Source organism: Clostridium sp. AF29-8BH (genome assembly GCF_003478145.1).
Taxonomy (GTDB): Bacteria; Bacillota; Clostridia; order Lachnospirales; family Lachnospiraceae; genus Otoolea; species Otoolea fessa.
Window position 1 is genome coordinate 72,294 of record NZ_QUEL01000006.1, and the last position, 22,490, is coordinate 94,783.

Annotated in this window: 23 protein-coding genes and 1 other annotated feature (1 of these 24 only partly in view); all 23 genes read right to left on the minus strand. The window is 50.2% G+C overall.

The features are described 5' to 3' along the window. Positions 1-85: 85 nt before the first annotated feature. Entirely contained in the window at positions 86-1,168 is a 1,083-nt protein-coding gene (locus DWZ16_RS05910; protein ID WP_118522453.1) for an ethanolamine utilization protein EutH, read from the minus strand. Positions 1,169-1,265: 97 nt separating this feature from the next. Next, positions 1,266-2,558, minus strand: coding sequence for a 2-hydroxycarboxylate transporter family protein (locus tag DWZ16_RS05915; protein WP_118522454.1), 1,293 nt, complete (start codon positions 2,556-2,558; stop codon positions 1,266-1,268). 21 nt (positions 2,559-2,579) lie between these two features. Next, positions 2,580-3,725 carry an SEC-C metal-binding domain-containing protein gene (locus DWZ16_RS05920; RefSeq protein WP_182427302.1) on the minus strand — a complete coding sequence of 382 codons (1,146 nt, stop codon included), beginning with the start codon at positions 3,723-3,725 and terminating at the stop codon, positions 2,580-2,582. Positions 3,726-4,085: 360 nt separating this feature from the next. Beyond that, on the minus strand, positions 4,086-4,598 hold the full coding sequence (locus DWZ16_RS05925) for a nitroreductase family protein (RefSeq protein WP_117796070.1): 513 nt from the start codon (positions 4,596-4,598) through the stop codon (positions 4,086-4,088). A gap of 29 nt (positions 4,599-4,627) precedes the next feature. After that, complete coding sequence (greA, locus tag DWZ16_RS05930; protein WP_022360596.1) at positions 4,628-5,131, minus strand: transcription elongation factor GreA; 504 nt, start codon at positions 5,129-5,131, stop codon at positions 4,628-4,630. A gap of 3 nt (positions 5,132-5,134) precedes the next feature. Further along, positions 5,135-6,487: a phosphoglucosamine mutase gene (glmM, locus tag DWZ16_RS05935; protein ID WP_107001396.1), complete on the minus strand. Its 1,353-nt coding sequence runs from the start codon at positions 6,485-6,487 to the stop codon at positions 5,135-5,137. A gap of 179 nt (positions 6,488-6,666) precedes the next feature. Next, complete coding sequence (rfbD, locus tag DWZ16_RS05940) at positions 6,667-7,521, minus strand: dTDP-4-dehydrorhamnose reductase (protein WP_107001395.1); 855 nt, start codon at positions 7,519-7,521, stop codon at positions 6,667-6,669. Continuing rightward, the gene (gene rfbB / locus DWZ16_RS05945; RefSeq protein WP_022360599.1) at positions 7,521-8,543 is read right to left on the minus strand and encodes a dTDP-glucose 4,6-dehydratase; all 1,023 of its coding nucleotides are present in this window, start codon (positions 8,541-8,543) and stop codon (positions 7,521-7,523) included. The genes rfbD and rfbB overlap by 1 nt, the downstream gene beginning before the upstream one ends. A 14-nt stretch (positions 8,544-8,557) precedes the next feature. Continuing rightward, positions 8,558-9,451, minus strand: a complete 894-nt coding sequence (gene rfbA, locus DWZ16_RS05950; RefSeq protein WP_022360600.1) for a glucose-1-phosphate thymidylyltransferase RfbA — start codon at positions 9,449-9,451, stop codon at positions 8,558-8,560. Between the two features lie 178 nt (positions 9,452-9,629). Continuing rightward, a complete protein-coding gene (locus DWZ16_RS05955) occupies positions 9,630-10,181 on the minus strand; it encodes a class B sortase (RefSeq protein WP_118522455.1) in 552 nt (183 codons plus the stop codon). A gap of 195 nt (positions 10,182-10,376) precedes the next feature. Next, the gene (locus tag DWZ16_RS05960; RefSeq protein ID WP_022360603.1) at positions 10,377-10,865 is read right to left on the minus strand and encodes a deoxycytidylate deaminase; all 489 of its coding nucleotides are present in this window, start codon (positions 10,863-10,865) and stop codon (positions 10,377-10,379) included. A 31-nt stretch (positions 10,866-10,896) separates the two neighbouring features. Then, a complete protein-coding gene (gene prfA / locus DWZ16_RS05965) occupies positions 10,897-11,973 on the minus strand; it encodes a peptide chain release factor 1 (protein WP_107001390.1) in 1,077 nt (358 codons plus the stop codon). Positions 11,974-11,991: 18 nt separating this feature from the next. Beyond that, positions 11,992-12,990, minus strand: coding sequence for a N5-glutamine methyltransferase family protein (locus DWZ16_RS05970; RefSeq protein ID WP_118492409.1), 999 nt, complete (start codon positions 12,988-12,990; stop codon positions 11,992-11,994). Between the two features lie 32 nt (positions 12,991-13,022). Next, positions 13,023-13,979, minus strand: a complete 957-nt coding sequence (locus DWZ16_RS05975; RefSeq protein WP_118492411.1) for a DUF1385 domain-containing protein — start codon at positions 13,977-13,979, stop codon at positions 13,023-13,025. An 86-nt stretch (positions 13,980-14,065) separates the two neighbouring features. Beyond that, complete coding sequence (gene rpmE, locus DWZ16_RS05980) at positions 14,066-14,275, minus strand: 50S ribosomal protein L31 (protein ID WP_022360607.1); 210 nt, start codon at positions 14,273-14,275, stop codon at positions 14,066-14,068. Between the two features lie 316 nt (positions 14,276-14,591). Continuing rightward, entirely contained in the window at positions 14,592-16,403 is a 1,812-nt protein-coding gene (rho, locus tag DWZ16_RS05985) for a transcription termination factor Rho (RefSeq protein ID WP_118522456.1), read from the minus strand. Positions 16,404-16,668: 265 nt separating this feature from the next. Beyond that, a complete protein-coding gene (locus DWZ16_RS05990; protein ID WP_118492413.1) occupies positions 16,669-17,991 on the minus strand; it encodes a replication-associated recombination protein A in 1,323 nt (440 codons plus the stop codon). 9 nt (positions 17,992-18,000) lie between these two features. Beyond that, positions 18,001-18,708, minus strand: coding sequence for a polysaccharide deacetylase family protein (locus tag DWZ16_RS05995; protein WP_182427303.1), 708 nt, complete (start codon positions 18,706-18,708; stop codon positions 18,001-18,003). A 234-nt stretch (positions 18,709-18,942) separates the two neighbouring features. Then, positions 18,943-19,782: an undecaprenyl-diphosphate phosphatase gene (locus DWZ16_RS06000; RefSeq protein WP_022360611.1), complete on the minus strand. Its 840-nt coding sequence runs from the start codon at positions 19,780-19,782 to the stop codon at positions 18,943-18,945. Positions 19,783-19,794: 12 nt separating this feature from the next. Then, entirely contained in the window at positions 19,795-20,469 is a 675-nt protein-coding gene (locus DWZ16_RS06005) for a uracil-DNA glycosylase (protein WP_022360612.1), read from the minus strand. A 165-nt stretch (positions 20,470-20,634) separates the two neighbouring features. Then, a complete protein-coding gene (locus DWZ16_RS06010; RefSeq protein ID WP_118492417.1) occupies positions 20,635-21,297 on the minus strand; it encodes a hypothetical protein in 663 nt (220 codons plus the stop codon). Between the two features lie 164 nt (positions 21,298-21,461). Then, positions 21,462-21,833 carry a 50S ribosomal protein L7/L12 gene (gene rplL / locus DWZ16_RS06015; protein ID WP_107001383.1) on the minus strand — a complete coding sequence of 124 codons (372 nt, stop codon included), beginning with the start codon at positions 21,831-21,833 and terminating at the stop codon, positions 21,462-21,464. Between the two features lie 104 nt (positions 21,834-21,937). Beyond that, positions 21,938-22,426, minus strand: coding sequence for a 50S ribosomal protein L10 (rplJ, locus tag DWZ16_RS06020; protein WP_022360614.1), 489 nt, complete (start codon positions 22,424-22,426; stop codon positions 21,938-21,940). Between the two features lie 47 nt (positions 22,427-22,473). Next, positions 22,474-22,490: a sequence feature (ribosomal protein L10 leader region), on the minus strand (it continues 118 nt past the right edge of the window).

Genomic DNA, 22,490 nt, shown 5'->3' on the forward strand with positions numbered 1-22,490 from the left:
GGGGCTTTCTTATTTCTTTCTTTTTCTATCTATCTTCCCATTCTTATCGCAATATCCGATTCCTTACTGTACTTCCTGTCCAGCTCTACTCTGCTATCATTTTTGACCTTCTCAGACAAATAACCGCCAGGGCAACTGCCAGTCCGCCTGACAGCACCTTGCTGATCATATAGGCTGTTACCCAGTTTCCCGGTATCAGGGATGCTACGAAGGTCATCTGACCGCCTACCACATAGGCACCTGCAACAGAGAAAGCGGCATTTAATACTTTTCCTCGCTTATCCATCTTGGAAAACAATGGCAGCATCGCAAGGCTCTGTATAAAGGAAAGGAACAGTCCGACAACTGCCTCCTCATTGATACCCAAGGCCGCTCCGATACGCTGGATCGGCTTTTGGAGACGTTTTAACGCCACCTGCGACAGCACCAGACCGCCGCACGCTGCGATGACCATCCGGAGTACCATAAAAAGCATTTCCTCAATCAAGGCATCCTCGACAACCGCATACTTCGGCATGAAAATTCCAAAGACTGCCACACCAAACAGGAGAAAACTAAAAATACGGATCGCATTTCCGAGGAAAATCATGATCTTCATCGTCAGCGCCGGAACCAGCACAAATGCCGCAATCAGCACCATGCACAGCACCAGCACCGGGATCATATTAAAAAAGAGCTGACGGACAGGCAGACCCAGCATCAGACCTCCGACCGCCAGACCAGACGGTATGGCAATCAGCCCGAAGATGAATCCCCGCATCAGCTCTCCTATTTCATCTTTTCGAACGGCTGCCAGAAAGACCGGCAACTGGTATCCGACCGTCATTCCCAGACTGCCTGCTACCATCGCACCGGTAAATGCCGCCAGCGCCGGTGTCGCCGCCAGCTTCTGTGCCATGCCAAGCGCCCCCATATCCGGCGCCAGAAGGCAGCTTGGAATGAGCGCCGGATCAAATGGCATATGCTTTGCCGCCTCCGCAATCGCTTCCGCATGCGTCTGCACATATGTAACTCCGATCGCATAAAATCCGACCGTGGACATCGCCAGACCGCCCATCGTGGCAAGCCCCTTTTCAAAGTTCGGCATCAGCCCCAGCTTTCCTCCCAGTATCTCATCCAAAAGCCCGGCTGCCGCAAATACAAGCATGATCGCAATGAATATGTTCATAAGACCTACCTCCCAGCTTTTCCCTATTTCTCTATTCCCCTGTTTTCACTTATTTTCCCTCTATCAGACACATTTCTCTGTCAATCACAATTCTTTTTTACCTCGCCAGCAGCTGTATCAGCACGCCCCCGATCGTCAGCATCAGTGCTCCGCAGGAACGCGTCACAATCTGTGCAAATGGAAGCAGTTCCATCCGTTTCGAACTGCTGAGCACCGCCACATTTCCGGAACCGCCCATGTTCGTCGTACACATCCCCGCTGCGATCGATGATTCCAGCGGATAAAATCCCATCTTGATGCCGATCAATCCGGCGGTCAGTGTGATCGCCCCGACAATCAGCACGACACTGAGCAGATAAAACGGAGTGATCGTGTGTAAAATCGTCTTTAAATCAATCAGCGTCGCCCCGATTCCGGTCAGCGCCGCCGCTGTCCAGCTGTGGATCGCGAACTGTCCCCACTCTCTCGCCGCGTCCTCCAGGCGCTCCGAAAGGATTCCCGTTCCCTTCACAATCACAACTGCTACAATCATCCACGCATACGTCGGTACAATCGAAATAAAATGATGGCAGAGCGCCCCCAGTTCATAAAATGCCATTGAAATAAAAAGCCCCGTACATAAGAGTGCGAAGGTCGGTTTCATCGGAGGCTGTTTCTTCACTTCGTGACCGTCATTGACAAGGCAGCCATTTCCGGTCAGGGATGGCTTTCGCTCGCCGATATTATTGGCTAAGCCGCCAAAAATGATCGCCACGCAATTTCCCAGCACCGTCGCCGGTGCGATCCGCGTCAGGATCTGTCCGGCGTCCGTCCCCAGAACCGACGAATACATTGCCGACAGAGGCACTGCTCCCGCCGTCATGCCGCCGCTCGTCATCGGAATACCGATATACAGGATGCCTTCCAGAAAACTATCCCCCATCACCATACCGAGCAGACCTGAAAGTATCACGCCGACTGCCAGCGATATGACAGCTGTCGGAAGCAGTTTCACCGTTGCGCGGATCAGAAGCCCGCGGTCGATATTGAAAAGACTTCCTGTGATCAGCGCTGAGATATAGAAGACCAGAAATCCTTCTTTGTTGACAAAATTGTCCAGGATCTCATGCGTCTGCTCCGGAATCAGCCCCAGCGCCTGGATGACCGCCGCCCCCAGAATACAGATGACCGAGCCGCCCAGGTACGTTTTCACAACCGGTGTATGATTTCCCAAAAAATTGAGTCCCTCGCCCAGCACCATCAGCGCAATCATGCCGCCGACCAAGCCTGCCGGAAGACAGTCCATATACATACAGACCACCACCAGCGCCAGGATGCCTAGATACAGAGGGATGGAAAAACCAGCGATCGTATTAGCTTTGCCAGATATTTCTTTCCTCTCTTGCTGCATTTTTCATTTCACCTCTGAGTATTAATTTCTTCCACAACACTTCTTATATTTCTTCCCAGATCCGCAAGGACACGGATCATTCGGATAAATCTTCTCCACCTTTTTCGCGGTTACCGGTGCTGGCTGGGACATTTCCGGCACCATCGCCGGCATGCCGCCGATCATACCTCTCTCACTTAATTCCCACGGTTTATTTCCGCGGTTTTCTTTTGTTCTCGTATTGTTGAACGCATCCATGAGAAGTCTTAAAAATTCGCCCATCTGCTGCTCGCTCTGGAAGACAATCCCTTCTTCATGCATCTTATTCATCAGTTCTGCCGGTGATTTTCCTTCATAACTGCTGGTCCACGTCTCAAAGCACCATCTAGCCGCTTTCTCATACGGCACATCCAATTTTTTTATGAAATAGGACTCCAGCTCCTTATAAGCCAGCGCACCTGCCTCATACCCTTTCTGACAGATTTCATCCAACTGCTGTGCAGACGGAATATAGAATTTTTTATTCTGCTGCTGTTTCAACAAAGCAGTGAATCCATCCCCCTCAAAAACTGGAAGATGTACATACAAGCCCCTCTCGGAATAAAGCGGATTCTCTTTCGGCAGGTCCTGCATTCCCAGTTTCTCCATCGGGAAAATGCAGGATTCTGTGATGTCCTCCGGCATTTCCTCCAGCATCCCGATCATTTCTTCGATCGTGCCTTTCACCTTCAATTTGTACAGTTCATACAAAATTTCCAGCGGCGCAATCTCATAATAATCGATAAAGAAGCTGATACACTTCATCAGCCAGCCTTTTTTGCTCTGAACCGCCCGGAATGCCTCATCGTCAATCCCGCTAAAACCCTGTGCAATCTCTTCAAAGACAGTAAAGCAGTCACTCACTTCCTCAAAACTTCCAAGTACGTATTTATATAACTGCATTCCATCCATAATCTCTTCTGCAGAAATTTTCTGTGGCTCGGTACAGGCTTTGCAAAAAAGCACCATCTGCTCTTTCGTCAGGCATGAAAGTCTGCCCCGGAGTGCCTCTTTTGTCGTTAAATATTCTACAATTCGGTCAATCAGGTCATCCTTTTTAAGCCGGGAACAGTTCTTTAACTCGTAGCTTCTTGCTTCGTTTAATAAGTCTTCTTTGGTCCATTCTTTTAAATATTCTCTTAATAACATACAATTTCCTTTTCTCATCCTACATCGTTTCATGCTTCTCTTCATATTTTTTTATTATACTTTTAAATGCACATGGATTGCAAGATATATCGTTACATATTTCTGCTTCGCGCGAGTGCGCATCATTGGCATTACACAAAAATACAGCCTGTCTCCAAGCTTTTCAGGAAACAGACTGTATCAATTAAGGATTATGGTAAATAAAGGATTGTCGTAACTGTTCAGTAGGTCTGCGCATTTACTGCGCTGACCGTACGAAAACATGGGCCAGCAGGCAAAAATCCCATTGCCGCAGGCAATTTTTAATGGATTTTTGCGCGTGACTGTGAAGGTACTGAACAGTTACGGATTGTCTATATTTTACAGAAATACTGCCAGCTCTTCTAGCGGCTTGCGATCTGCATGCAGCCTGGACGGATGAGCTGTCTCTGCCGGATATCCAAGCGGCAGATAGGCCGTCGGCTGTAATCCCTTCATCTCTGGGAACTGCTCCAGCAATTTTTCTGGATTAAACATACCAACATACGTTGTTCCCAGTCCCAGTTCTGCTGCCTGCAGCATCATCTGGGAAACCGCCAATGTCACATCGATCTCTCCATGATTTTTCCCGTCCTCTTCCCTTTTCCAGGAAATCTCTGGATCATAGGCTGCTACAATCACAACCGGCGAATGAAAATGACACGCCGTACATGCATCCGCTTTCGCCAGAGCCTCCTCACTCTGCATCACGAAAAAGCGCTGTGGCTGTAAGTTATGTGCCGTCGGGGCTTTGCGTCCCGCCTCCAGCACTTTCTGTAATTTTTCTGCCTCAACCGGACGGCTGTCAAATTTACGAAGTGAATAACGTGCATCACATAATTCTTCAAATTTCATAGTAATCAAAACTCTCCTTTGTATTGCGACTAATAACTACGAATCCGATCCGAATCCTCTTCTCCCGTTTTCTCGATCTTCCGGATCTCCACCACATAGCTGCTCTTATCGTTGACCTTCACTTCCACCTGATCACCCACATGGTGTCCTTCGATCGCTTTTCCGAGCGGCGACTCGATGCTGATCCGGTTTTCCAGGGAATTGCCCCGGATGCTCGTTACCAGACGGTATACTTCTTCCTCGTCGTCATCCTCAAAATACAGGGTAACCGTATCATTCATTCCGACCTCATCCGGGCGGGATTCTTCCGATACGATCTTAGCGTGCTTCAGCATATTTTCCAGATAGCGAATACGGCTTTCATTCCGGTTCTTATCCTTCTTAGCAGCATAATATTCGAAGTTTTCGCTCAAGTCACCCTGTGCGCGCGCCTCCTTGACCGCCTCGATCGCCTCTTTGCGGACCACCAGCTTCCGATGGTCGATCTCTTCCTGAATCTTCTTTACATCACTTTCTGTCAGCTGCTCTCTCATGTCTTACTCTGCCAGTCCCTTTTTTTCTATCATTTCTACAACCTGTGCTACATATTTTCCGCAGATTTCATCCGTCGGTGCCTCGACCATCACGCGGATCAGCGGCTCCGTACCACTCGGACGAACTAAGATTCGACCGGTATCGCCCAAGGCATCCGATACCTTCTGAACCTCCGCCTGCACGTCGCGGTCTGCCTGCGCCGCCTCTTTATCCTTGACTCTGACATTTTTCAGAACCTGAGGATAAATCTGCACCTCATCAGCCAGCTTTGCAAGTGTCTCTTTCTTCTCCAGAATCACTTCCATCAGCTTTAATGATGTTAAAATGCCATCTCCGGTCGTCGCGTGCTTGCTGAAAATGATATGGCCCGACTGCTCGCCTCCCAGGCAGTGACCGTTCTGGGACATATTTTCATAGACATACTTATCGCCAACCGCCGTCTTCTCATAAGAAATACCCTCGCGCTCAAATGCCTTATAAAGACCGAAGTTCGACATAACCGTGGTGACAACCGTATTGTTGACCAGCGTGCCCTGTTCTTTCATGTATTTTCCACATACATAGAGGATCTTGTCGCCATCTACCAGCTTGCCCTCACTGTCCACTGCCAGGCAGCGGTCCGCATCTCCATCATAAGCAAATCCAACATCCAGATGATTTTCAACCACATATTTCTGCAGTCCCTCGATGTGGGTGGAACCGCAATTTGTATTGATATTCAGACCATCCGGCGTGTTGTTGATGACATGTGTCTCCGCGCCCAGTGCGTCGAATACGTTTTTCGCAATCGCGGAAGCGCTTCCGTTTGCACAGTCAAGACCTACCCGCATATTTTTGAAAGACCGTGTTGCCAGGGAAATCAGATAACCGATATAGCGGTTGCGTCCCGCCGCATAGTCAACGGTGCGTCCGATCGCATCGCGCTTGGCAAATGGAATTTCGCCCATCTCGCCATCCAGATACGACTCAATCTTCTCGATCGTCTCCTCCTCCAGTTTCTCGCCGCGTCCATTGATGACCTTGATTCCGTTGTCATAGTATGGATTGTGGCTTGCGGAGATCATGATACCGCAGTCAAACTCCTCGGTGCGTACAACATACGATACACTCGGAGTAGTTGTCACGTGAAGCAGATAGACATCTGCGCCGGAAGCGGTCAGTCCCGATACCAGCGAATACTCAAACATATAGCTGCTGCGTCTCGTATCCTTGCCGATCACGACCCGGCAGCGATCTGCTTTCGTCTTCTGTCCATAGTACCAGCCCAGGAAACGACCTACTTTATAGGCGTCCTCCACGGTCAGCGTCACATTTGCCTCGCCGCGGAATCCGTCTGTTCCAAAATATTTACCCATTTTGAGAGTTCCTCCTACATCATCAAATACAGAGTCCAAAGGTCATGTACATTTATGGAAATCCCCCACTAACATACATGACCTTCTACGATTTTGATTCCAACCTGAAGAAAATCCTGCAGCCAACGGCGCTTCACACTTTCTGCCGTTGCTGCTTTCTATGTCTGATTGCACATTTTTTACTGAATTTCTTTCAGATAGCGACCTACCGCATCCTGCCAGGACGGAAGGCGCTCAAATCCGTTGTCCGAAAGTTTTTCTTTGCTGATCCGGCTGTTCATCGGGCGTTTTGCCTGACCCGGATAAGCAGCTGTATACTCAGCAGTGCTGACCGGCGTCACCTTGACGTCCATGCCCGCCTGCTTAAAGATCTCAACTGCAAATTCATACCAGCTGCAAAGTCCCTCATTCGTCGCATGGTAACGACCATATTTATCACTCTGAATCATATCAACCAGCAGACGCGCCAGATCGTATGTGTAAGTCGGGGAACCGATCTGATCATCCACAACACTGACTGCCCCGCGCTCTTTGCCAACGCGCAGCATCGTCTTGATGAAGTTCTTGCCGTTCACGCCAAATACCCACGCGATACGGACGATGAAAAACTTCTTTACCAGCTCCTCAACTGCCAGCTCGCCCTCATACTTCGACTGACCGTAGGCGTTGAGTGGTTCCCGGTGGTCATCCGGCTCCCACGGGCGGGTGCCCTGACCGTTGAATACATAATCGGTACTGATGTACATCATTTTGATGTCCAGACCTTTGCAGACCTCAGCGATATTTCTCGTTCCATCTGCATTGACTTTACGGCAGAGTTCCATATTCTGTTCCGCTGCGTCTACTGCAGTATATGCAGCGCAGTGGATCACTGCATCCGGCTTTGCCTCGGTGATCACGCGGCGGCATGCCTCTGCATCGGTAATATCCATCTCATCGACATCCACACCGATGCCAGTAAGACCCTGTTTTTTCAGCTCATTCATCACGTCATAGCCAAGCTGGCCTTTAACGCCTGTCACTAATACTCTCATTATAATCTATCTCCATACATTTTTTCGAAGTACTGGCTGTACTCACCGCTTAAAATGTGTTTCCACCAGTCCTGATTGTTCAGATACCAGTCGATCGTCTGACGAATGCCGGTGTCAAAATTGTATTTCGGCTTCCAGCCAAGCTCCGTCTCGATCTTGGTCGGATCGATCGCATAACGGCGGTCATGACCCGGACGATCCTTGACGTAACGGATCAGGCTTTCCGGCTTGTCCAGCGCTTTCAGGATGGTTTTAACAACCTCCAGGTTGGTCCTCTCATTATGTCCGCCGATGTTGTAAATCTCACCGACGCGTCCCTTGTGGAGAATCAGATCGATCGCCTCACAATGATCGGATACGTGCAGCCAGTCGCGGACGTTCGCGCCGTCGCCGTATACCGGAAGTTCCTCGTCTGCCAGCGCACGGCTGATCATCAGCGGAATCAGCTTCTCCGGAAAATGATATGGACCGTAGTTGTTGGAGCAGCGGGATACTGTCACCGGAAGTCCGTAGGTTCTATGGTATGCCAGTACAAACAGATCCGCACTCGCCTTGGAAGAAGAGTACGGGCTGGAGGTATGAAGCGGGGTTGTCTCCGTGAAGAAGAGATCCGGGCGGTCTAACGGCAGATCGCCGTATACCTCATCGGTCGATACCTGATGATAACGTTTAATTCCATAGGTGCGGCAGGCATCCAGCAGGGTGGTTGTTCCCATGACATTGGTACGGACAAATGCCTCCGGGTCCGTGATGGAACGGTCTACATGGCTCTCTGCTGCAAAGTTTACTACGATGTCCGGCTTTTCTTCCTCGAAGAGTTTAAACACGAAGTCGCGGTCTGCGATATCGCCGTGTACAAATTTGTAATTTGGTTTGTTTTCAACCGGTTTCAGTGTCTCTAAGTTACCCGCATAGGTCAGAAGATCCAGATTGATGATCTGATACTCCGGGTATTTATTTACCATATGGTGTACGAAGTTTCCGCCGATGAATCCGGCTCCGCCTGTCACGATAATCTTCATTGTTTTAACTCCTTTTAATTCTGATGTATTTTATCAACATATTTCCCATCCAGTACGTCTTTCAGATATTTGCCATACTGGTTTTTCTTGTATACCTCGTATGCCTCCAGCACTTCTTCCTTGCTGATCCAGCCGTTTAAGTACGCAATCTCCTCCAGGCACGCGATCTTGCGGTGCTGGTGGGTCTCTACTGTCTTAACGAAATTGGTTGCCTCAACTAAGGACTCATGTGTACCGGTATCGAGCCAGGTAAAGCCCTGTCCCAGAAGAATGACATCCAGATCGCCATTTTCCAGATAGATACGGTTCAAATCGGTGATCTCAAGCTCGCCTCTGGCAGACGGTTTTAACTGTTTCGCATACTCTACTACCCGGTTGTCATAGAAATACAGACCCGTTACACAGTAATTGGACTTCGGTTTCTCCGGCTTCTCCTCGATGGAGATCGCCTTGCCCTGATCGTCAAATTCTACGATACCGAAGCGCTCCGGATCATCGACATAGTAGCCGAATACAGTCGCGCCCTCTTTCTTGGCAGAGGCAGCACGCAGGCGTTTCACAAGTCCCTGACCCTGGAAAATATTGTCCCCCAGAATCATCGCTACGGAATCATCCCCGATGAACTCCTCGCCGATGATAAATGCCTGTGCCAGTCCATCCGGACTTGGCTGCACGGCATAGCTTAAATGTAAACCAAACTGATGTCCATCGCCCAACAATTCCTTAAAACGCGGTGTGTCATCCGGTGTCGAAATAATCAGAATATCCCGGATTCCCGCGTTCATCAGAACGGAGATCGGATAGTAAATCATCGGTTTGTCATAAATCGGAAGCAGCTGTTTGGAAGTTACGCGTGTCAGCGGGTAAAGGCGTGTGCCTGAACCGCCTGCTAAAACGATACCCTTCATATCTTGTTCTCCTCATATGTTTTATTTTCACGCCTCTTTTCTAAAAAAAGGCAGATCTCATCACTATAAGTAATATACCACATTTGCCTGCTGCTTGCAAATTTATTTGCCTTACACTTCTTCTATGTTTACACATAATTTTCCCTCTACTGTTCTTGCATTCCACAACCCATGAGCATCATTCATCCACTGCATACACAATCGTCCGCGCATCCGCAAATTCATAACTGCATGTCACAAAGGAATACAAGTGGGAAACCTCCTCGTCTGGCAGTTCGCGAAACCGGCATCCCTCCGTCATTTCTTCTATATAAGGATGCATCTCCGACCGATCCGCAAATTCCGTCCTACGCCGTTCCCCCTGACTGCCCGCAGTGAGCGCTGCAATCAGACGGAGTGTCCGCCTTTTCCCATCTGGGAAATAGAGGTAAGCAGTCCGATGCTTCTGGAAGAAATCTTCGTCTTTCAGGCGGACCAGCTCGGAAAACCGGCTTCCGTCCTTCATATGATGCCCGTAAAAGATCGAATGAAAATCCGACGCATCCGGTGCACTCTCGCAGTCCAGAAAGACGGTCCCGGCTGGATCTGGTTTTCCATCCAGCCCGATGCTGCGGTACGATTCATTGTCGCTTGTCTGGACAATCGGTTCGTCGATGTGAGTACCGGGAATGCGAATCCAGGCAATGACGTCAGCATCTGGCATTTTAAGGCTGCGAAATCTGGCTGCCATATCGGCTCTGACGCATCTGAATCAGATTTTCCAGATAAATTCTTCTCTACCTTTCCTTCAGATTGTGAATCTCTGTTTTCCGCCCTTCTAACCGCATCCCCCACACCATCCGCCAGAACCAGACATCCAATCACGATCAAAAAAGCACAGAAGATGCGGCGTGCCCAGCGGGCAGCGCCGTCTCCTGTGCGCTTCTTAGTACCCAAATTTTCCTTCCAGCGATTCATCTTCGCGGATCCAATCTTCTACATCGACTTTTCGGTACTCATTTTTCGTATCACGGATATAGACATGTTCAATTCCGGCATTGATTACCATGCGCTTGCACATCGAACAGCAGCTCGATTTTTCCACATACCCGCCGGTTCTCGCATCGACACCGGTCAGATACAGCGACGCGCCGATCATGCGCTCTCTGGAGGCACTGATCAGGGCATTTGCCTCGGCATGGACACTGCGGCACAACTCGTACCGCTCGCCGCGCGGCACATGAAGCTCCTCGCGGATGCAGCGACCGATATCGGAACAGTTTTTCCGTCCGCGCGGGGCGCCCACATAGCCGGTCGAGATAACCTCATCGTTATTCACAATCACTGCCCCGTAGTGCTTTCGCAGACAGGTACTCCGCTGCGAAACCATTTCCGCCAGATCCAAATAATAATTGACTTTATCTCTTCTTTCCATATAGGATCCCCCTTCCGTTTTCTCTAATTCTTTAGATGCCCTCATTCATCTTCGCCAGCTTCGCCGCCTGATCGGCTGCAATTAAGCTGTCAATGATCTCATACAGATCGCCGTCCATGATCGAATCGATCTTATACAAGGTCAGTTTGATGCGGTGCTCGGTCACACGTCCCTGCGGGAAGTTATAGGTACGGATCTTCTCGGAACGGTCACCGGTACCGATCTGGCTGCGGCGTTCTGCCGCTTCCTCGTTCTGGCGTCTCTCCAGCTCCAGATCATATAGCTTGGAACGCAGAAGACGGAACGCCTTTTCCTTGTTCTGTAACTGCGATTTCTCAGTCTGGCTGTAGATCACGATACCGGTCGGAATATGGGTCAGACGTACCGCGGAGTCAGTCGTGTTGACACACTGTCCACCGTTTCCGGACGCACGCATAACGTCAATACGGATATCTTTATCATCGATGACAACGTCCACATCCTCTGCCTCCGGCATCACGGCAACCGTCGCGGTCGAAGTATGGATACGTCCGCCGGACTCGGTCTCCGGCACACGCTGTACGCGGTGGACACCGCTCTCGTACTTCATCTTGGAGTAAGCGCCCTGGCCGGTAATCATGAAAACGACCTCCTTGAAGCCGCCGATTCCATTTTCACTGACGCTGACAAGCTCAGTTTTCCAGCGGTTGCGCTCTGCAAAGCGCACATACATACGGTACAGTTCGGACGCAAATAATGCCGCCTCATCGCCGCCTGCACCTGCACGGATCTCGACGATAACGTTCTTTTCATCGTTCGGATCTTTCGGAAGAAGCAGAATTTTTAATTCCTGCTCCAGATCTTCAATGCGCTTTTTCGCAGCATTTAACTCTTCCTTCGCCATCTCGCGCATCTCCTCGTCGGATTCCTCATCCAGAAGCGCCAGACTGTCCTCTACGTCCTGTTTTGCCTTCTTATACTCTTTATATGCCTCCACAATCGGAGCCAGATCCGACTGCTCCTTCATCAGCTTGCGGAAACGATTTGTATCGCTTGCCACTTCCGGGCTGCCGAGCTCTTCCATCAGCTCTTCATAACGGATCAGCAAATCATCCAATCTGTCAAACATGATATCCTCCTCTATCGTCTAACGGTTCCACCGTGCCTTTACCACGCGGTTAAGCCCCGGCTCATCCTTTATCACTTCTATCTCCCGATACCCGGCGATGGTCAGTATCCGGCTGACCGCCTCCGCCTGATCATATCCTATCTCAAAATATACGCAGCCGCCCTTGTTCAGATGTTTGCTGCACTCCAGCGCCAGAACCCGGTAAAAATACAGACCGTCCTCGCTGCCGTCCAGCGCCAGCCGCGGCTCATGGTCGCGTACCTCCGGTTCCAGACCGTCGATCACCGCCGATGGGATATACGGCGGATTCGACACAATCACATCGTACATGACATCCGCCTCCACTGCCTGAAACAGATTGCTCTGCAAAAGTGTCAGGCTGTGTTCCTCGATCTCTGCCTGCAGGCGCGGTCCCTTTGCCAGCCACGTTTTCAGGCGGATGCACCACGGATCCTCCGATACCTGAAACGATTCTGACCGCGCAGTTCCCTTCTGAATCAAAAAGAGACGTCTCGCATTTTTCTTTGCCACGCGCAGCGCCGCCTCGGAAATATCCACCGCCGTCACGTTCTGGTAGCCGCCAAGCACGGCAAGGCTGATCGCGATACAGCCGGATCCGGTACACATATCCAAAAGTTTCAGATCCTTTTCCGGGTAATCCCGAAGAACCCGCTCAACTAACGTCTCCGTATCCTGGCGCGGAATCAGGACATTTTCATCGACAGAAAATGTCATTCCCATAAAATCCTGCATTCCCAGAATCTGCTGCAGTGGAATGCGCTCTGCCCGTTTCTGAAGCATTTCCTGATAGCGCCCATAGCCCTTTTCCAGGCGTTCCGCATGGATCGGACGGTTCTGATCCAGATAATAATGCACCCGGTCAATCTCGAACGCCGCTTCCATCAGATACCAGGCATCCGTCCCTGCGTCCGGCACACCCGCCTCACTTAAGCGCGCGCCGCCCTCATCCAACAGTTCTCTCCAGGTCAGGTCTGTTCTTCCGTTTTCCTCGCTCATCGACTCATCCCCTCTGTCGTACCGTGTTCTATTTATGACTCTTCCAGCTGCTTTTCCCAGCCTGGGAAATTCTCCGTCAGGTATTCTCTCCAGTCAAAAACTGCCTCGGTCGCCGCGATCGCCACCTCAATCATCGAGTCATCCGGCTCCTTCGTCGTCAGACCCTGCATCCACATACCCGGACGGCTCACCAGATCCATAAACTTCGAATTGCTCCGTCCGGCGCACTGCAATACCTCATATGATATACCTGCAATGACCGGAACCAGAATAATACGGCTCAGAATCCGCATCCAGATCGTATCGACCCGGATCACCATAAACATCAGAATACTGATCACCATGACAATCAATATGAAACTGGTACCACAGCGCTTGTGCTCCTTAGAGCTCTCGCGCACATATTTTACCGTCAGCGGATGTCCGTGTTCCACACAGTTGATGCACTTGTGCTCCGCCCCGTGGTACATAAATGTCCGCCGGATGTCCTCCATCCGCGAAACGAGTTTAATATAGATAATAAAAATCGCGATCCGGATCACACCTTCCAGCACTGCCATCAGATGATCCGATGTGATAACTCCCTTAAACAGGTTCGCAATCCCCAGCGGCAGGAGCATAAAAATAGCAATTGCCAGGATAAACGAAATTACCAGCACTGCTGCCATGATCGCACTCTCCAGCTTCTCGCCGAACACACGGTCTAAAAGCTGTTCGAATTTTCCCGGCTCTGCATCCTCATCATCTTCAAAAAAGCTGGCGGAATACGACAGACTCCGCATGCCGATGATCATCGAATCTGCAAACCGGAACACGCCGCGCACAAACGGGAGCTGTAAAATCTTCGCTTTTTTCGTGATACTCTGGTATGTGTCTTTTTTTACTTCTATCTCTTTGTCAGGCCGGCGGACTGCCACTGCATAGTCCTCGCCTTTCATCATCATGATTCCTTCAATTACCGCCTGACCGCCAATTCCTGAATACTTCATGCTGTCCTTTCAAAATAAAAAAAGAAGAAAACAAAAAGGCTGAGTTTAATGTCGCCACTAAAACCCAACCTTTACATGGTTCAAACTTATTTGCCTGCGTTGATGCCGTACTTGCGGTTGAACTTATCGATACGTCCGCGGGCAGCGGCTGCTTTCTGCTGGCCTGTGTAGAATGAATGACACTTGGAGCAAACCTCTACGTGGATGTCTTTCTTGGTAGAACCAGTTACGAACTCGTTACCACAGTTGCAAACTACTTTTGCCTGATAATAGGCTGGATGGATTCCTTCTCTCATTTCTTTCACCTCTCTGAATTTTTCATTGCGATTTCCGACCGCTTTTTTAATTGCAAGCCGTCTTAAAACGGCTCTATATAAAGCTCCGCACATCCAGGCACGCTATTCCATCATTTAAGCGTTCCTTCCACTCGTAAGGACGACTCACGCAGATGTCAGAACTACCGTCTGTTAATACAGCCTTATAATTATATCATGGTGTGTACTTTTTAGCAAGCAATTTTATCTATTTTTCAATACTATTTTTCTTCTTACAGTCCTGTTTTCCTGCCTGGAAGAAAGTCCTCACAGATGCGCTATTGGTGAAACATGATTTTTAGTAAAATGACCCCTTTTTCCGCGTGATCTCCACAAATTCCGTATTGTTCTTCGTCTTGGCAAACAGATCCAGGATCCGCTCAACGGTATCCTCCGGTTTCTGCGTGTTGGTCGCCTTGTGAACGATATCGACCGCTTCCGCCTCGGCGGACGAAAGAAGCAGATCATCTCTTCGCGTACCGGAACGCAGGATATCGAGCGCCGGGAAGATGCGCTTCTCGGAAAGTTTGCGGTCAAGAACCAGCTCCATGTTGCCGGTTCCCTTAAATTCCTCGTAAATAACATCGTCCATACGGCTGCCCGTCTCAATCAGCGCGGTCGCCAGAATCGTCAGGCTGCCGCCCTCGCGTATATTTCTCGCCGCACCGAAGAAGCGCTTCGGCATATGCAGCGCTGCCGGATCCAAACCACCTGAAAGAGTTCGTCCACTCGGCGGAACCACCAGGTTGTAAGCCCTCGCCAGACGGGTGATACTGTCTAAAAGAATCATAACGTCCCTTCCGTGCTCGACAAGGCGCTTCGCCCGTTCTACTACCATCTCCGACACACGTTTATGACGCTCCGGCAGCTCGTCAAACGTTGAATAGATGACCTCGACATTTTCTCCCGTTACCGTCTCACGGATATCTGTCACCTCCTCCGGACGCTCATCGATCAGAAGGATGATCAAGTGCATTTCTGGATGGTTCTTTGTGATGGTCGTCGCCACCTGCTTTAACAGGGTGGTCTTTCCGGCTTTTGGCGGGGATACGATCATGCCTCGCTGTCCTTTTCCGATCGGGGACAGCAGATCCATCACGCGCATCGCCATGGAAGTCTTAACCCCCGGATATTCCAGGTGCAGACGTTCATTTGGGAAAATTGGCGTCAGATTTTCAAAATTCGGACGTTTTTCCACCACGCTGGTCGGGTATCCATTGACCGAATTAATATATAATAATGCGGCAAATTTCTCCGTCGCCGACTTCACACGACGGCTTCCGCGCACGATATCACCAGTTTTCAGATTAAAACGGCGGATCTGGGACGGCGCCACATAAACGTCATTTTCACCCGGCAGGAAGTTTTCACAACGGATAAATCCAAATCCATCCGGCATAACCTCCAGGATTCCGTTCGCCTCGATGCCGCTGTCCAGCTCCTGAAATTCATTTTTCAGATCCTCCATGCGTGCATTTTCCACCTCAGTACGGGTGCTTTCCATCTGCTGCACCGGCGCGGTACGTTCCGGCTGACTGTACTCGGAGGCTGCTTCTGCCATCTGCGGTGCCGGTGCGGTATGTTCCGGCTGGCTATACTCGGTTCTTGCGCTCATCGCTTCATTGTAATTGTTACGCGGCACATAGGAATTTCTCTGATACCCCTCTCGCTGCGTGTACTCGCGTCTGCGATTATCCTGATAACGGGTATTATTATTCTCACGGCGTGTATAGGAGCCGTATTCATTCCGGCGGTATCCGCCTTCGCTGCGGCGCTCATAACTGGAATTCTGCCCTCCCGCAGCCCGTTCTCCGTTGGCAGATCTCCGCGGCTGCGAATACGTCTGTGCCGATGTATTCTGCCCTGCATCCGTTCTGCGCGGCTGCACGTGCATTTCCGTTCTCTCTGCCGGTTCCGCCGATCCAGCCGGATGCTCACTGACAGAAGCCTGGGGCGTTTCTTCTTTCTGTCCCTCTTCCACCGGCTTCTCAAGTTCGCACAGCCTGTCTATGATCTCCGCCTTTTTCAGGGTGCTGATCCCCTTTAACCCCTGTGCCTTCGCCATTTCCCGAAGCTGCACCAGAGGGAGTGTCTTTAATTTTTCTCTCATATAATTCTCCTTGCCCTGTTTAATTGTGTCATATTCTCTGGGATTCAAAAATCAGAAATAAGAAACGTGTGGATGTCTTCCAGGTACTTACACGAAACCGGACAGGCAGATACCTGCCCGGCATACCTTTTTAACATAGCCTTTTATGCTGTGACTGCTCTTTATCCTGCAGCCACCTTGGTTTTATTATAAACGGTTTTCATAAAAATTCAAGTAGACATTTTCTTCATACATATCAATTCAGGAACATATGGGAAGCTTTTTCTCATTCAGAGCCCTTCAGGAAGCGCAGCCACTCCCCAATCTTCTTCTCATACCCATTTTCTGACGGGCGGTAAAATGTGCTGCCCTCCAGTCCATCCGGCAGGTACTGCTGCTTCACATAATGGTTCGGATAATCATGTGCATACTTGTACCCGTCGCCATGCCCCAGCTTCTCCGCCCCGCTGTAATGGCAGTCGCGCAGATGGGACGGCACCGTAAAGTTGCCCTTTAACCTGACCGCCTCCTGTGCCTCATCGACCGCCACATACGCCGCGTTGCTCTTCGGTGCGCTCGCCACATAGGTAGCCGCCTGCGACAGGATAATCCGCGCCTCCGGCAGACCAATCCGCTCCACTGCCAGCGCCGCGCTGACCGCAACCTGAATCGCCTGCGGATCCGCATTGCCGACATCCTCCGATGCACAGATCATGATACGCCGCGCAATAAATTTGATATCCTCGCCTGCATCCAGCATCTTCGCCAGATAATAAACTGCCGCATCCGGATCGGTACCGCGCATACTCTTGATAAACGCTGAGATCGTATCGTAATGGTTGTCCCCCGTCTTGTCATACTTCACGGCACGGCGCTGGATGCACTCCTGCGCCACATCGAGTGTAATGTGAATCAGCCCATCTCCACTCCGTTCCGTTGTGAGAATACCAAGCTCGATCGCATTGAGCGCCGCGCGCGCGTCTCCGCCTGCCATATCGGCCAGAAAATCGAGCGCCTCGTCCGTCGCCTCCGCGCGATAGCTTCCCATGCCCTTTTCCTTGTCATGGATCGCCCGCTCTAAAAGCTCGCGGATATCCGCATTTTCCAACGGTTTCAGCTCAAAAATACGTGATCGGGAAATCAGCGCCCCGTTGACCTCAAAATACGGATTCTCCGTCGTCGCACCAATGAGCAGAATCGTCCCGTCCTCAACAAACGGCAGAAGATAGTCCTGCTGCCCCTTATTAAAGCGGTGAATCTCGTCGATAAACAGGATCGTGCGCTTTCCGTACATCCCCAGCGCATCCTTGGCATCCTGCACGACCTGTTCCATATCTTTTTTCCCCGCCACCGTCGCGTTGAGCTGCTCAAAACGCGCGCTCGTCGTGTTGGCAATCACGCGCGCCAGCGTCGTTTTGCCCGTTCCGGGCGGTCCGTAAAAAATCAGCGATCCGAGCTTATCCGCCTTGATCGCCCGGTACAAAAGCTTATCCTTTCCTATGATATGCTTCTGTCCCACCACCTCGTCAAGCGTGGACGGGCGCAGCCTGGATGCCAGCGGTGCCTCCTGCTCGATCGTATTTTTCCGCATATAATCAAATAAATCCATCGTATCCTCTCAATCAATCAGACATTCTTCTATTGTAACAAAAGTATATCCTTCCGCCGTCAATGTGTCAATCGTTTCAAGCGCTGCATCGACCGAAGTCTGATATGCATCATGCATCAGCACCACTGTGTGAACCGCCGCATTTTTACAGATATGCTTCACAATCCGCGCCGTATTCCGGCTTTTCCAATCCAGCGTATCGACGTCCCAGAACACCGGCGTCATCGACACTCTCTCCTGAAGCTCCGTACTCCATGAACCATACGGCGGACGTATGTATTCCGGACGTTTTCCCGTGACCGCCTCGATCCAATCGGCCGTCTCCCGAATCTCCTCCACGCTCTTTTCAATCGGCTGGCGCGCCAGATCCACATGTGCCATGCAGTGAACCCCGATGAGATGACCGTCTTTAGCCATCTGTCGCACCAGTTCCTCATTACCCGGAATATTTTCCCCGACCAGAAAAAAAGAGGCTTTCACGCCCCTCTCGCGCAAGCCGTCCAGCAGCTTTTTCGTGTACACCCTGTGCGGTCCATCGTCGAAGGTCAGCGCCAGCTCCCCGCCGGAAAAGCATTCCGGGGAGGAAACCGTCTGGTCCGCCTGCTCCACTTTTGCCAAATCTTCCCACTGCATCCCCACTGCCAGCCTGCACACGATTCCTAAGAAACACAGATCCAGCAGCACTGCCGTGCACAGGCAGAGCAGTTTTTTCCTCATGGAACCCTTATTTTGAATGATCCGATTTACCATTTTAGACGTGTCAGCCCTGAACTGTGACAGGGCATCCCCTTTATATTTGCGTTTCCGCTTCCATGTATTATATGAACGCAAAAAAGGATCCAGACCTCCGCATTTCTGTCAGGTCTGAATCCTCTTTTTCTATTTAATGTGCTCTCGGAATCTTTCCGCCAGCCGCAAAAGCAAGTGCAGGAAAGACTCCGAGAGTACATTTTAACCTACTAGCGCCGAAATACCAAAGTAGGACAACACCACGATACCAAGCACAATCCGATAATATCCGAAAAACTTGAAATCATGCTTGCGGACATATCCCATCAGGAACTTGATCGAGTACACGGACACGCCAAATGCGACCACCATACCAAGAACCAGATAAATGAACTCCGCGAAAGAAAATCCGCCGCCCTGAATGAAAAATTTCACAATCTTTAAAAAACTCGCACCGAACATAACCGGAATCCCAAGGAAGAATGAAAATTCTGCCGCCGCCGGACGTGAACAGCCGATCAGCATCGCGCCCAGAATCGTCGCGCCCGAACGGGAAGTACCCGGAATCATCGCCAGCACCTGGAAACAGCCGATCAGTGCCGCTGTCTGGAACGAAATCTGCGTCACGCGCTCAATCGGAAAATGACGGTGTACGTTTCGATTTTCCAGTACGATAAACAAAACGCCGTAGAGAATCAGCATCGCTGCTACGACATAGCCATTCATCAGCTTATCCATGAAATGGTCAAGCGGAAGCCCAATCACCGCTGCCGGAATGCAGGCTATAATAATTTTTATCCACAAACGGATTGTACCGCGCTTCTGCGCCATCGATTTGTGCGGTGAAAACGGATTCAATTTATTGAAATACAGCACCATAACCGCCAGAATCGCACCCAGCTGGATGACAACCATAAACACTTCCCGGTACGCCTCGCTGACATCCAGATGGATGATCTCATCCACCAGAATCATATGCCCGGTACTGCTGATCGGAAGCCATTCCGTGAAACCTTCCACGATTCCCAGTACAATTACCTTTAAAATCTCAACAAAACTCATGTCTGCTCCTTCCTACACGTTTTCTATCTGCCAGTCGATCGGGGCAACACCATGTTCTTTTAAAAATTCATTGGTCTTGCTGAATGGGCGGCTGCCGAAAAATCCGCGGTACGCAGACAGCGGGCTCGGATGCGGTGCTTCGAGAATCAGATGCTTCGGATTATTAAGCATCGATTTCTTCGCTTGTGCCGGACGTCCCCACAGAATAAATACCATCGGACGGTCCTGCTCATTTAAGATCTTGATCGCAGCATCCGTAAACTCCTCCCAGCCGATTCCACGGTGGGAATTAGCCTGATGCGCGCGGACGGTCAGAACTGTGTTCAGCAGCATGACTCCCTGCTTCGCCCATTTCGTCAGATAGCCATTGTTCGGGATGTAGCAGCCGAGATCATCGTGCAATTCCTGATAAATATTCACCAGGGACGGCGGGATTTCCACATCCGGCTTTACCGAAAAGCAAAGCCCATGCGCCTGTCCCGGACCATGGTAGGGATCCTGACCTAAAATAACCACCTTTACCTCGGAAAGAGGGGTAAAATCAAATGCATTGAAAATATCATTCGCATCCGGATATACAACATGCGTCTCATATTCCCGTTTCACAGTATCGTATAACTTTCTGTAATATGGCTTTTTAAACTCTCCGCTGAGCGGAGCCAGCCAGTCATTACTGATTGCTCCCATTGCCCTATCCTCTCGTCCATGTCATTTTCTGTCGTTTTCTGTCAAACGATGGTTCCATTTTAGCACAATCGAAGCGGTTTCTCAAGTTTTGCTTCCCAAATGTCCCCTCCGCAGATAAGTGGACGTTACTGTTCACGCATACGTGCCCAGTAACTAAGTGGACTCTCAATCGCAGGAAGCAAAATTGCGGATAAAGCCGACCGAATTCTGCGGAATCGATACGGTCCTCTCCTGAATATCTCCGACAATCTGGTAAAACTTCTGGTTTATCCGATACATATGCGATTTGCGGTTAAAAAAGACCGTCTTTTCAAAGGGCCAGCGGATGACGGTCGGCGTCTTGAAATCCACTCCCAGCTCGAGAATCAGAAGCGCATGGTTTAAGGTTCCAGCCAGCCATTCCCGGTAGAGATTCCAGCTTTTCAAATAACCTTCCTCGATATACGGATTCGCCAGAACTGTGTTTTCTGTCAGCGGCGCCCCACAGTGCGGGCAGATACCATCCGCCACCTCGCCGCGCTCCCAGATATCCTTCGTACAGCCTTTCGAACACTGAAGCCAGTTCACATTACCGCACGGCGCCGTGATTTTCGCTTCATCCAACGGGCTTTCAAAGATGCGCGCATCCTTTGCGGTTGTCACGATAAAATAATCCTTCCCCTCTGTCATCGATGCCAGCGCCCGGTATGCCTCCTGTACCTCCGCGCCTCCCGCCTTCTCCCATTCGCTTCCAAGCCCAATCAGCAGAAATTCGCACACCTTAAGCCGTTCCCGAAGCGTTTTAAGTTCCTCATCTGCTGCCGTTTCATTTCTTGTCTTCTCTGCCATCTTGATTTGATTCCCCCGTTTAAAAAAGAGTCTGCATCTTCGCGGAGTATTTTTTATTTCATAGGACGCAATTTCCTATGAAATAAAAAGAGCCCGGCATGCGCTCACGCACACGCCAGACTCCCCATCTGTAATGCAATTAGCTCTATGCGAAATTACTTAAATTACTTTAAGGTAACTTTAGCGCCTTCAGCCTCTAATTTAGTCTTGATGTCCTCAGCCTCTTCCTTGGAAGCGCCAGCCTTAACTACCTTCGGAGCACCGTCAACTACTTCCTTAGCCTCTTTCAGACCAAGACCTGTAGCTTCACGAACTACCTTGATAACTTTAACTTTGTTCGGGCCAACCTCTGTCAGCTCTACGTCGAACTCAGTCTTCTCTTCTGCTGCCTCAGCTGCACCTGCTGCTGCTACAACAACGCCTGCTGCTGCGGATACACCGAACTCTTCCTCGCAAGCTTTTACTAAATCGTTTAACTCTAATACGGATAATTCTTTGATTGCCTCAATGAACTCAGCTGTTGTTAACTTTGCCATTTTAATATTCCTCCTGTGATTGAATTTTAAATCGGCCTTATGCGGCCTCTTGCTTTACTATGCGGCTCTCACGCACCTTACACCCTGCTTTGTAGGTAAGGGTCTTATGCCTCCTGCTGCTCTGCGATCTGTTTGATAACACGAGCGAAGTTTGTGATCGGAGACTGCATGCTTCCAAGAAGTTTTCCAAGAAGAACTTCTCTGGACGGGATGGTTGCGATAACCTGCATGCCCTTTGCATCGTAGTAAGTATCCTCTACAACGCCGCCCTTGATCTCAAGCTTGTCTGCTTTTTTAGCGAACTCAGCTAAAATTCTTGCCGGAGCTGTAGCATCCTCTTTGGATACAGCCAGAGCGGTCGGACCCTCCAGATTCGGCTCCAGAGCCTCGAACGCGGTACCCTTAGCAGCGAAACGAATCATGGTGTTCTTATATACTTTATAAGTAACACCAGCTTCTCTTAACTGCTTACGGAGCTGTGTGTCCTGCTCAACTGTCAGTCCACGGTAGTCAACTACTACTGCGCCCTTAGCGCCGTTGAATAATTCTGCGATTTCAGCAACAACCGGCTGCTTTAATTCAACTTTTGCCATGATTGGTTTACCTCCTGTTTTATTTCTATAACCGCCTGGTAAACGTTTTCTGTAAAATAAAATC

Coding starts and splice junctions, on each gene's coding strand:
- DWZ16_RS05910 (WP_118522453.1), bottom strand. CDS start 1,168: ATGAACATATTCATTGCGATCATGCTTGTATTTGCGGCAGCCGGGCTT.
- DWZ16_RS05915 (WP_118522454.1), bottom strand. CDS start 2,558: ATGCAGCAAGAGAGGAAAGAAATATCTGGCAAAGCTAATACGATCGCT.
- DWZ16_RS05920 (WP_182427302.1), bottom strand. CDS start 3,725: ATGTTATTAAGAGAATATTTAAAAGAATGGACCAAAGAAGACTTATTA.
- DWZ16_RS05925 (WP_117796070.1), bottom strand. CDS start 4,598: ATGAAATTTGAAGAATTATGTGATGCACGTTATTCACTTCGTAAATTT.
- greA (WP_022360596.1), bottom strand. CDS start 5,131: ATGAGAGAGCAGCTGACAGAAAGTGATGTAAAGAAGATTCAGGAAGAG.
- glmM (WP_107001396.1), bottom strand. CDS start 6,487: ATGGGTAAATATTTTGGAACAGACGGATTCCGCGGCGAGGCAAATGTG.
- rfbD (WP_107001395.1), bottom strand. CDS start 7,521: ATGAGAGTATTAGTGACAGGCGTTAAAGGCCAGCTTGGCTATGACGTG.
- rfbB (WP_022360599.1), bottom strand. CDS start 8,543: ATGAAGATTATCGTGACAGGCGGAGCCGGATTCATCGGCGGAAACTTC.
- rfbA (WP_022360600.1), bottom strand. CDS start 9,451: ATGAAGGGTATCGTTTTAGCAGGCGGTTCAGGCACACGCCTTTACCCG.
- DWZ16_RS05955 (WP_118522455.1), bottom strand. CDS start 10,181: ATGGCAGCCAGATTTCGCAGCCTTAAAATGCCAGATGCTGACGTCATT.
- DWZ16_RS05960 (WP_022360603.1), bottom strand. CDS start 10,865: ATGGAAAGAAGAGATAAAGTCAATTATTATTTGGATCTGGCGGAAATG.
- prfA (WP_107001390.1), bottom strand. CDS start 11,973: ATGTTTGACAGATTGGATGATTTGCTGATCCGTTATGAAGAGCTGATG.
- DWZ16_RS05970 (WP_118492409.1), bottom strand. CDS start 12,990: ATGAGCGAGGAAAACGGAAGAACAGACCTGACCTGGAGAGAACTGTTG.
- DWZ16_RS05975 (WP_118492411.1), bottom strand. CDS start 13,979: ATGAAGTATTCAGGAATTGGCGGTCAGGCGGTAATTGAAGGAATCATG.
- rpmE (WP_022360607.1), bottom strand. CDS start 14,275: ATGAGAGAAGGAATCCATCCAGCCTATTATCAGGCAAAAGTAGTTTGC.
- rho (WP_118522456.1), bottom strand. CDS start 16,403: ATGAGAGAAAAATTAAAGACACTCCCTCTGGTGCAGCTTCGGGAAATG.
- DWZ16_RS05990 (WP_118492413.1), bottom strand. CDS start 17,991: ATGGATTTATTTGATTATATGCGGAAAAATACGATCGAGCAGGAGGCA.
- DWZ16_RS05995 (WP_182427303.1), bottom strand. CDS start 18,708: ATGAGGAAAAAACTGCTCTGCCTGTGCACGGCAGTGCTGCTGGATCTG.
- DWZ16_RS06000 (WP_022360611.1), bottom strand. CDS start 19,782: ATGAGTTTTGTTGAGATTTTAAAGGTAATTGTACTGGGAATCGTGGAA.
- DWZ16_RS06005 (WP_022360612.1), bottom strand. CDS start 20,469: ATGGGAGCAATCAGTAATGACTGGCTGGCTCCGCTCAGCGGAGAGTTT.
- DWZ16_RS06010 (WP_118492417.1), bottom strand. CDS start 21,297: ATGGCAGAGAAGACAAGAAATGAAACGGCAGCAGATGAGGAACTTAAA.
- rplL (WP_107001383.1), bottom strand. CDS start 21,833: ATGGCAAAGTTAACAACAGCTGAGTTCATTGAGGCAATCAAAGAATTA.
- rplJ (WP_022360614.1), bottom strand. CDS start 22,426: ATGGCAAAAGTTGAATTAAAGCAGCCGGTTGTTGCTGAAATCGCAGAA.